11 protein-coding genes are annotated in these 9,968 nt (G+C 35.1%); 8 read left to right on the top strand and 3 right to left on the bottom strand.

What is annotated here, in order from left to right:
- The first annotated feature begins 130 nt into the window (after nucleotides 1–130).
- A complete protein-coding gene (locus J7E63_RS22005) occupies nucleotides 131–961 on the top strand; it encodes a site-specific integrase (protein ID WP_374193779.1) in 831 nt (276 codons plus the stop codon).
- Between the two features lie 6 nt (nucleotides 962–967).
- Nucleotides 968–1,297: a tyrosine-type recombinase/integrase gene (locus tag J7E63_RS30605; RefSeq protein ID WP_374193780.1), complete on the top strand. Its 330-nt coding sequence runs from the start codon at nucleotides 968–970 to the stop codon at nucleotides 1,295–1,297.
- A gap of 560 nt (nucleotides 1,298–1,857) precedes the next feature.
- Here J7E63_RS30605 and J7E63_RS22000 read toward each other — a convergent pair.
- Nucleotides 1,858–2,859 carry an LLM class flavin-dependent oxidoreductase gene (locus J7E63_RS22000; RefSeq protein ID WP_215016516.1) on the bottom strand — a complete coding sequence of 334 codons (1,002 nt, stop codon included), beginning with the start codon at nucleotides 2,857–2,859 and terminating at the stop codon, nucleotides 1,858–1,860.
- A 267-nt stretch (nucleotides 2,860–3,126) separates the two neighbouring features.
- Here J7E63_RS22000 and J7E63_RS21995 point away from each other — a divergent pair, with 267 nt between their 5' ends.
- Entirely contained in the window at nucleotides 3,127–3,537 is a 411-nt protein-coding gene (locus tag J7E63_RS21995) for an Lrp/AsnC family transcriptional regulator (RefSeq protein WP_214713536.1), read from the top strand.
- Nucleotides 3,538–3,692: 155 nt separating this feature from the next.
- Here the strand turns inward: J7E63_RS21995 and J7E63_RS21990 are convergent, their stop codons facing one another.
- Nucleotides 3,693–4,142: an Lrp/AsnC family transcriptional regulator gene (locus tag J7E63_RS21990; RefSeq protein ID WP_214713537.1), complete on the bottom strand. Its 450-nt coding sequence runs from the start codon at nucleotides 4,140–4,142 to the stop codon at nucleotides 3,693–3,695.
- A gap of 114 nt (nucleotides 4,143–4,256) precedes the next feature.
- On the opposite strand from J7E63_RS21990, the gene J7E63_RS21985 reads away from it, so the two are divergent.
- The 5 genes from J7E63_RS21985 to J7E63_RS21965 all read left to right on the top strand — a co-directional run bounded on the left by J7E63_RS21985 (nucleotide 4,257) and on the right by J7E63_RS21965 (nucleotide 9,351).
- Nucleotides 4,257–4,799, top strand: coding sequence for a cysteine hydrolase family protein (locus J7E63_RS21985; RefSeq protein ID WP_215016510.1), 543 nt, complete (start codon nucleotides 4,257–4,259; stop codon nucleotides 4,797–4,799).
- 556 nt (nucleotides 4,800–5,355) lie between these two features.
- Nucleotides 5,356–6,120 carry an MBL fold metallo-hydrolase gene (locus J7E63_RS21980; RefSeq protein WP_215016508.1) on the top strand — a complete coding sequence of 255 codons (765 nt, stop codon included), beginning with the start codon at nucleotides 5,356–5,358 and terminating at the stop codon, nucleotides 6,118–6,120.
- Between the two features lie 203 nt (nucleotides 6,121–6,323).
- A complete protein-coding gene (locus J7E63_RS21975) occupies nucleotides 6,324–7,628 on the top strand; it encodes an MFS transporter (RefSeq protein ID WP_215016506.1) in 1,305 nt (434 codons plus the stop codon).
- 209 nt (nucleotides 7,629–7,837) lie between these two features.
- On the top strand, nucleotides 7,838–8,140 hold the full coding sequence (locus J7E63_RS30600) for a MarR family transcriptional regulator (protein WP_215016514.1): 303 nt from the start codon (nucleotides 7,838–7,840) through the stop codon (nucleotides 8,138–8,140).
- 17 nt (nucleotides 8,141–8,157) lie between these two features.
- Nucleotides 8,158–9,351, top strand: a complete 1,194-nt coding sequence (locus J7E63_RS21965) for an MFS transporter (protein WP_215016512.1) — start codon at nucleotides 8,158–8,160, stop codon at nucleotides 9,349–9,351.
- Nucleotides 9,352–9,639: 288 nt separating this feature from the next.
- Here the strand turns inward: J7E63_RS21965 and J7E63_RS21960 are convergent.
- On the bottom strand, nucleotides 9,640–9,968 hold a 329-nt coding region (locus J7E63_RS21960), incomplete at its 5' end, for a hypothetical protein (RefSeq protein WP_215016504.1).

Below are 9,968 nucleotides of genomic sequence, written 5' to 3'. Positions count from 1 at the left end.
GAAGTTAATTTTCATGGTAGTGGAACAAGTAAAGAGTCGCCGCCCGCCAAAAGAAAAGGAAGAAATTGATAAATCTTTAAATGAACTTTTTGAAATTTATATTGAAAAATAAAAAAGGAGCTAAGCTAACATGGCAAAATTCAGACAACGAGGGAAAACATGGAGTTACCATATTTATTTAGGGCTGGACCCACTCACTAAAAAACGCAAGGAGATATCTAAAGGTGGCTTTAAAACACAACGAGAAGCAAAGGCAGCAGCACGCCTTGTAGAACTAGAAATTCAAAATGGCACCTTTATCAAAGAATCTGATATATCTTTTGAGCAATTCGCCCAGGGCTGGCTTAAAACATATGGGCGCAGTGGCGTCAAGATTAGTAGCGTAAGAGCCCGAGAAAAGGAAATGAAGCATTTTACCTCTGTTTGGGGACCTTATCCAATCAGCCGCATTACTAAGAAAATGTATGAAGAAAGGATTCTGGAATTAAACGAAAAATACAGCCAAAATTATATGGATGGTATTCATGCTTGTGGAAGAATGATTTTTCGGAAAGCATTAACTCAAGGCCTGATAAAAAATAATCCTACTGAGGATTTCAAAATGCCTAAAAAGCAGCAAAGTGTTGAAGAACTGGAGAAAGCAGAAGAGGATATTGTCTTTCTTGAAAAAGAAGAGCTTGCCCATTTTCTTAAATTATCCTATACAGACGGGCTTGAAATGGATCATCTTGTCTTCACGGTCCTTTCCTATACCGGATTACGAATAGGTGAATTATTGGCCTTAAAATGGGGGGATTTTAATGAAAAGCAAGGTTCTATTAGAGTTACTAAAACTCTTTATAACCCTAACAATCATTTTGAAAAATATCAGCTTTTAACGCCAAAGACAAAGGGCTCTGTCCGAACAATCAGGATTGATGAAATGCTGATAAACATGTTAAAGAAGCATCGGCTTAAATAAAATGAGATCAAATTAAAAAACAGACTTGTTTACCAAGATAACGGATTTATTTTCGCTCGAGAGGATGGACACCCACAATTAAGAAAAGTTGTTGATACCCGACTTAAAAGGCTTCTGAAAAAAGCAGGAATAGAAAAGAACATTACACCACACTCATTTAGACATACCCATACTTCATTATTGATTGAAGCTGGAGTTGGCATTAAAGAAATACAACAGCGGCTTGGACATACAGATATTAATACGACAATGAATATCTATGCTCATATGACTGCCAATATGGAAGAAAAGGCCTCCCAACAGTTTAGCAAACTGATGAAAGACCTTCTCCTATAGTTAACTTTTCTTTTGTCATGGATTCGGTGTTTTTTAGAAACCGAGGACAAATCCGAGGACAAGAAAAGCATATTATCATTTTAGACTTGATATAACAAGGTTTTTAACCCCTTATTACATCATGCCGCCCATTCATCAAGGTATACAATAGAAGAAAATAGATAATAAAATCATTGATATAATAGGGTTTTCATCTTTCAATTAAAATATTTCAAAACAGAAGAAAAAAAGACTATGAGCAAAATTATGAGCATTTTTTATGATCATTGGGTAGGGCACTTTTCCTTACCCTTTTCCACAATAGGAAGCTTTAAGACCGTATTTTTTACGTTCTTTTATTTATATATTAAAAATGAAGAAACTAGGAATAAGATGATTTACTGGAAGCCTGATTTATCGGGCTTTTTTTCTGTTTAATAAAAATTTGATAATATACTCTTATATATGTTTGGTGGTCAGAATGTGGTCAAAAATACCCATGCTTATTCAACTAAAGCGCCCGATTGTTGAAGATCATAGGCTGTTGCAACTGACTCGCACTTCTAAAGGAGCTCCATTCTTTATTCAAATAACTCATCCACAACATGTTTTAAAATCTCATAAGAATGAATTTCCTTGCTCAATTCGTAAATATTAGATATCACAATGATTTCATCTACTTGATAAGTCTGTTGGAATTCAATTATATCACGACGAATTGTTTCTGCATCACCCATGATTGTATACCCTAGTCGATGATGAAGAATTTCTAATTCAACTTGTGATAACGATTCAAGGAAGTTTTTAGTTGGTGGAATAAGCTGACTTAAATTATTTGTATATATATCGATATACACCTGCAAATGACTTGCAGAAATCAATGTTGCCTCTTCCATTGAATCTGCTGCAATCACATTAATACAAGCCATCACATAAGGCTCTTGTAAATAAGCAGACGGTTGGAAATTTTCTCGATAAATAGCGAGCGCTTCTTCCATCGCATGAGGTGAAAATTGAGCACCAAATGCATAAGGTAGACCCAGATTTGCAGCGATTTTAGCTGAACCCGTTGAGGAGCCTAACACAAAAACTGGTACATTTGTTCCAATACCGGGATAAGCACGAACCTCTCCTTGCACGCTCTCATTTCCTACATAACGCAAAATATCTTTTACTTCTTGTTCAAAGAAAAACACCCCATTATGATTTGAACGACGAATCACATCGGCAGTTTTTTGATCCGTTCCTGGTGCGCGCCCTAATGCCAAATCTACACGATTTGGATATAATGTTTCAAGCGTTCCAAATTGCTCTGCTACGACCAATGGAGAATGATTTGGCAGCATAATACCCCCTGAACCTACGCGAATGTCCTTTGTATTTGCTAATATATGCTGCACCATTAATACGGTAGCTGCACTTGCATAAGCGTCGTGATTATGATGCTCTGCAAACCAAATCCGTTTATAGCCCATTTTATCTACAACTTTGGCCAATGACACTGCAGAATCAATCCCTTGTTTCATTGTTTCTCCTTGTCTTAATGGAGCAACTGATAAAACAGATATATCAAATTTTTTCATCATGTCACCTCTAAAAAAATGAATTTTCTTTTAAAACTTATACAAAATCAATAAATAAGCTTTGCCGTCCCTTATTAAATGCTGTACATTCCTCTTTTGATTTTGTATGGTAATAAGCATATATTTTCTCAATCGATAATTACATAGAGAAAATAAAGTTATTTCACGTTTTCACTTTATTTTTAAAGTTTTTAAGCAAGCATAAAAAAGTGAACATCGAACAAATTATGTAAAACACATCCTATTATTCAGAAAGGACACAAGAGTATGATTGATGAAACAGATAAAAAAATACTAGACGAATTGTCTAAAAATAGCCGCCTGACAATGAAAGAATTAGGGGAAAAAATACATCTTACTGCACCAGCAACCACTTCAAGGGTAACAAAGTTATTAGACAATGGCATAATAAGAGGATGTAGTATCGAAGTGAATCATGTGAAATTAGGCTTTGCTATACATGCATTTCTAAATATTTATACTAAAAATATCCATCATCAACCCTATTTGGCTTTTATAGAAACACAAGATAACTATGTAATAAACAATTATAAAATTAGCGGAGACGGTTGCTATTTGCTTGAATGTAAATTCCCCTCAAACGAAGTATTAGATCAATTTTTAAATGACTTAAACAAATATGTAAACTATAAAGTGTCGATTGTTATTAGTAAATAGTTTACTTTATAAAACGGAGATGCTTGGTCATATAACATGATGTATGTCTTCTCTAAAAAAGCCCTAGCTCGGACATGAAAATTTACCAAGCTAGGGCTTTTTTATACATAACTTAGTAACGGTCTTTACATTGATACATGATGATAACAAAAATGTTATTCAGCAGACATTAATGACGCATTATAACACTTTTTCACTTCCTTAATAGACAAATAAAGTTGATAGTTTCCATATTTCAATAAATCATTCAAAAAGTGATTTAAAGCTTCTTGTGAACGAACTGTTATCTTCAGAAGATAACATGCATCTCCTGAAACACGATGTGCTTCGCTAATTTCATTACGAATAGCAATAAATCCCAATAAATCATCATGCCTATATGCATTCATGAAAAAGATGACAAAGGCTGTAAAAGGAAGCCCCACCTTCAATTCATCAATCACAATCGAATATGCTTGTATGATGCCATTATCCTCCATTTTTTTGATGCGATTGCCTACCGCTTGTCCTGTCATATGAATCTTTTCACCGATTTCTTTCCATTGTATCCGAGCGTTGTTATTTAATAATTGTAGAATTTGAAAATCAATTGAATCAATTTGCATAGTAACTCCTTTCATAGTGAAATAGTTTTGAATGATAGTATTTCATGAGACCATCGAAAATTGAATGAATTTTGTATATCCTTATACTATATAAAATTTTAAGAGGTGAAGAAAATGACAACAGCTTTATTAGTGATAGATATTCAAAATGATTATTTTCCAAATGGAAAGATGGCTTTAACAAACCCTGAACAAGCAGCACAAAATGCGGCTAAACTGCTAACGCACTTCAGACAAACAGGCGCACCAATCTTTCACGTACAGCATATCACAGAAGGTAACATGGCTCATTTTTTCCATCCAAATACAGAAGGTGTCGAAATTCATGAGTCAGTACGTCCATTAGAGGGAGAGACAGTCATTGTCAAACATATGCCGAATAGCTTTTTCAATACAGATTTACATGAAAAGCTACAAGAACAAGGGGTTAAAGAATTAATCGTTTGCGGTATGATGTCCCATATGTGTATTGATGCAACAGTTCGTTCTGCAGTTGAACATGGTTATGCATGCCAAGTGGTAGAAGATGCTTGTGCAACAACAACATTACAAATTGAAGATAAACTCGTTCCTGCTGAGCATGTTCACTACGCATTTATGGCCGCATTAAATGGCATCTATGCAACAGTGAAAAAAACAGAGACATTTTTAAGATAAAAGAACTTCCTTTGGGAACATAACATCTTTACTTTCACAAGAAGGATGTTTCAACAACTTAAAAAAGGGTGTCCAGAAAAAATAATTTCTGGACACCCTTTAATCATTATACTTTATCTTGTTTTTCGATATAAATATTTCCATCTGATAAAAATCAAGATAGCCTGTTTTTGGTCCATGTAAGACCATGTACAGGAATTGTTTTTGCCATAAATATAGATATTGATGAAGGTATACATAAAGTACCCTATTTTTTCTTGATTTACTTTAACGCTATCCCCCTCAATAATTCCGTTATCTTCTAGCTTCTCTACTAGGCTGCAGCTGCTGGCCATGTTAAATGTACTCTCTCCCAGTTCTTTCATTGTAATCGGCTTTTGTTACATAATTTCACTATATTTTTTTATCTGTTTGATCTATTTGAACGTTAATTCCTTTCGAAAATAAAGTCAAAGAGTTAAAACACTTTATTTTATCTATGTATTTGAACACTGCTGATATTATACACTTAACTCTGTCAAACTAAGACAAATAAAAAGAAAAGTGAGTTGTAAATATGAATATTACACAAATTCGAAATGCAACAATTGTTGTAGAATATGCAAATAAAAAATTTTTAATAGATCCTATGTTAGCAGAGAAAGGTACGTACCCTGCTTTCCCTGCTACGATCAGACAAGATCTGTTTAATCCTGTGGTGAGTTTGCCAACATCAATTGATAACATTCTGGATGGCGTAGATGCAGTAATTGTTACTCATTTACATCTTGATCACTTTGATGATGTGGCAAAAAACCTATTGCCTAAAGATATCAAAATGTTTGTTCAAAATGAAGCAGATGCAAAAGAAGTAAAGGCAAGTGGTTTCAAAAATGTAGAAGTACTACAACAAGACACTGTTTTTGAAGGTATCCAATTATTAAAAACAAAAGGTGAACATGGTAGAGGCGAAGAGTTATTAAAATTAATGGGTGAAGTTTGTGGAGTAGTATTCAAGCACCCAAGTGAGAAAGTCTTATATGTAGCTGGTGATACAGTTTGGCAAGATGCTATCAAAGACGAGATTCATACACATCAACCAGAAATCATTGTGGTTAATGGTGGAGACAATCAAAGATTAGAATTAGGTTCGCTCATCATGGGAAAAGAAGACATCTATGAAGTTCACAAGGCTGCTCCTAATGCTCAGATTATTTCTGTTCATATGGAAGCTGTTAACCATTGGACATTATCTAGAGAAGAATTAAAAAACTTTAGTAAAGAAAAAGGATTCTCAAGTAATATTTTAGTACCAGAAGATGGTGAAGCTTATAAAATGTAATATGAATACTATAAAAATATAGTTGTATTCATTGGAAAATTAGTGAACGGAAGAAGCTCATAATTATCTACCATTGAATTGTGGGCTTCTTCTAATTATAAATATAAAGAGATACGAACATATGAAATAACATAAATAAATTGTTCAAAGGCTGACAAATAAACACGAAAACCATAAAGATATTTTGTTAGGAGGTAGAGTTCATGGCAAGAAAAAGTAAAAATACATCAACACAGCAGCCTTTATGGTTACAAGAATATATTGATTTACCAGAAAAACAAAACCAACTTTATAAAAAAACATTAAAAATCTTGATTCTTTCACAAATCTTTGGGGGAGCAGGACTTGGTGCTGGGATAACAGTTGGGGCGCTTCTTGCACAAGAAATGTTAGGTTCAGAAAATGCAGCAGGAATTCCAATTGCCCTCTTTACTTTTGGATCTGCCGTAGCTGCCGTACTTATAGGAGCATCCTCACAACGTTTTGGTCGTAGATCTGGACTTGCAGGTGGTTTCCTTATAGGTGGATTAGGTGCTATTGGTGTTGTAATTGCGGCTTTAATCAACAGCATTTCCCTTTTATTTGTTGCCCTTCTTATTTATGGAGCAGGTATGGCTTCTAATCTTCAAGCTCGGTATGCAGGGACAGACCTTGCAAATGAGAAACAACGAGCAACTGCTGCAAGTATGGCCTTGGTTTCTACTACTTTAGGAGCTGTAGTAGGTCCTAACTTAGTTACTCCACTGGGAGAATTTGCAGAATCAATTGGTGTTCCAAATTTAGCTGGTCCGTTTATCATGTCAGGAGCAGCTTTTATTATTGCTGGATTAATTCTCTTAATTTTTCTTCGTCCAGATCCACTGTTTGTATCTACAGCAATTGCGAATGCTGAGAAAAAAGACCATAAAGTTCAGACAGGAGGAAGTCTAAAAAGTCCTACCATAAACAAAAAAGGAATTATGGTTGGAGCTGTAATAATGATTTTAGCTCAACTAATCATGACAGCTATTATGACAATGACACCAGTTCACATGGGACATCACGGTCATGGTTTGAGCGAAGTGGGATTAGTTATAGGGTTCCATATAGCAGCGATGTATCTTCCTTCACCATTGACTGGTTTATTAGTAGATAAGTTTGGTCGCACTACTATGGCTATTGCTTCAGGTGCTACACTCCTTGCTGCTGGATTGGTGGCAGCTTTTGCACCGGTAGACTCATTATTATTGCTAATCCTAGCACTAGTATTACTAGGTGTAGGTTGGAACATTGGTTTATTAACGGGAACTGCTCTCATTATAGATTCAACACATCCATCTGTACGTGCGAAAACACAAGGAACATTCGATGTCTTTGTAGCACTATCAGGAGCAGCAGGGGGAGCCTTGTCAGGATTGGTTGTCGCACATTCTAGTTATACGATACTATCAATTTCTGGAGCCGTTTTATCATTGTTACTTATTCCTGTAGTTGTTTGGTATTTTAAAGGGAATCAAGTAAAAAGCTAAAGTTTATATATAGCTTTCCTATGTATTTAAAGCTAAGTGACGTAATTTGTAGGTGTCCTGAGTGCTATTTAAATTCCAATCGTTATGCTTTTAGTATGGAACTACGTCATGTACAACAAAAACGCTCAAAAGTTTAATGATTACAATTTAACAGCACAACAAGAAACCATTTTGTTTTATGTGATGGAACACCCACGTATTACAATGAAATCGCGACGCAATTTGCCATTTTCAAAAGTGCAGTAAGCCAGGTACTCGCCAAGCTTGAAGCTCAAAATTTCATTACGCGTGAGAGCAATCCAAACAATCATCGTGAATTTTTCATCGTGTTGGCAGAGCAAGGTCTCACTTATCAGACCATTAATCGAAGAAGCGACGAAGAGTTTGCGGAGAAACATTATGCACTGATCGATTTAGATAGCCTGCGCAACGTTTTAGAAACAATGAAGAAAGTGAATGCATCCATTTCGAAATCCAACAATAGGATTGCGATTTGTCTTACAATCAATTAGAGGAAATCAATCATATCATGAATCGAAAAGAAAAAGTGTCAATCGCACTTGCATTATCTAGTTTATTTATTGCTTATGTAGGGATCGGACTTGCCGTACCGGTTATACCCTCTATTGCGGAGGAACTAAGCTTGAGTGGTGCCTTTGTTGGTTACTTGTACGCTGCAATGGCATTTGCTCAGTTGCTTGTTTCCCCTTTTACAGGTGTTTGGGTCGATTCAATCGGCCGCAAAAAAATGATAGTCATCGGTCTTTTGTTATTTTCATTTTCAGAGGTACTATTTGGCTTTGCTAATGAAACTTGGCTCCTATTTGTCAGCCGACTACTCGGTGGTGTAAGTAACGCCTTTATTATGCCAGCTGTTATTACGTATATTGCAGATAAAACAACGCTGGCGAATCGCGCAAAAGTATTAGGCTACCAATCTGCTGCGATTAGTTCAGGGTTTATTATTGGACCAGCAATTGGCGGGTTTATTGCAGAGTTCGGCATACGTGCTCCATTCTTCTTTGCTGCTGCCATTTCATTGATTGCTGCAATTGTTATTTTCTCTTTATTAGACGAGTCTATTTCAAAAGAGCAATTACAAAAAAATCGTGCATCAGCTGTACGACCACAATTCATTCAAGAATTTAAAAAATCATTTCATCCACAGTATTTCACCCCGCTACTCATTGTATTCGTACTAGCATTTGGACTTGCTGTTTATGAAATGATGTTTAGTTTATTCGTCGATGAAAAGTTTGGATTTACTGTACGTGATATCTCAATCATTATCACCGTTGGCTCAATTGCTGGGGTTGTAGCCCAAATTTTATTCTTTGATAAGTTGGTCAATTTAATCGGAGAACGAATGCTTATTAATTTATCCTTACTGTCTACTGCCATTTTTATATTTATTACCATTTTAGTAGATGGTTATTGGATGATGATCGTTATTACTAGCATTGCGTTTTTCTCTTGTGATATTTTACGCCCCGCTGTTACATCATTTCTATCGAAAATCGCTGGGGAAAATCAGGGGTATATTGCTGGTATGAACTCGGCTTACACAAGCTTAGGCATCATACTCGGACCAATTATTGGCGGTATTTTATTTGATATCAATATCGATATGCCGTATATATTTGCCACAATTGTTCTTGTCATCGCGTTTGTTATTTCAAGTGTAAAATTAAAGAAACCTAACCCCTCTTCATGTACTTTTTGATAGTTAAATAAAAAAATCCACTATCTTTTGAGATAGCGGATTTCTAAATAGGTCTAATTGAACATGGGCAAACACTTCGAATATAAGAATACCATTCCAGAGAAATTAACTGTATAAATATAAGCATTTATACAATTTTTCCTTGAGTATTGATTCATAAATTTTAATAAACATACTGCCAAAACACACATCAATTAATTGCCAGAAACACTTAACAGCCGTGCATCTTATATTTTGCACGGCTACAATTTGCTCCTACTTATTTAATACATAATAAATAAGGGATTACTATAATTCTAGTTTCTTCTGGTATTCATTTAATATTTCACCCTTAGAAAAATCACTTACAGTGGAGAACAATTCCTCTGTAGTCTTTTTTTCAGCCTCTTCAGTAATAATCTTGTCTACATCATCATGACCAATACTTTGTATATGTTGATTTTCAATTCCTGAAATTTTAATTATTTCAAGCGCTATTTTCCAACCATTTTCCATATCTATTTCCTTTTCCAGTCGTTCCATTGCCTTTGGAATTAAAGCCCTCATTCTATCAATAGATGAACCCCATATTTCTTTTCGTCTTTTATTCAATTCTTGGTATGTCAACACTATATCAA

Source organism: Bacillus sp. ISL-75 (assembly GCF_018613095.1).
Note: the sequence above shows the minus strand (reverse complement) of the source record. Positions and strands in the feature narration are given on the sequence as shown.